This window comes from Pseudomonas sp. HMSC057H01, from assembly GCF_001836405.1.
In the GTDB taxonomy this organism is placed as follows: domain Bacteria; phylum Pseudomonadota; class Gammaproteobacteria; order Pseudomonadales; family Pseudomonadaceae; genus Pseudomonas; species Pseudomonas aeruginosa.
Map to the genome: position 1 here is coordinate 1 of NZ_KV828468.1, position 227 is coordinate 227.

Here is a 227-nt window from a genome sequence, read left to right on the forward strand (position 1 = left end):
CCGCACCACCTGCACTACACCGCGCTGCCGGACTGGGCGCAGTCGCTGGGCATGGTGATGTCGCTGATCCTCCTGGCACCGAGCTGGGGCGGCATGATCAACGGCATGATGACCCTCTCCGGGGCCTGGCATAAGCTGCGCGACGACCCGATCCTGCGCTTCCTGGTGGTGTCCCTGGCGTTCTACGGCATGTCCACCTTCGAAGGCCCGATGATGGCGATCAAGAC

Annotated in this window: 1 protein-coding gene; it reads left to right on the forward strand. The window is 65.2% G+C overall.

What is annotated here, in order from left to right:
• A partial coding sequence (locus HMPREF2581_RS15390; RefSeq protein WP_042951601.1) for a cbb3-type cytochrome c oxidase subunit I occupies positions 1 to 227 on the forward strand: 227 nt, incomplete at both ends.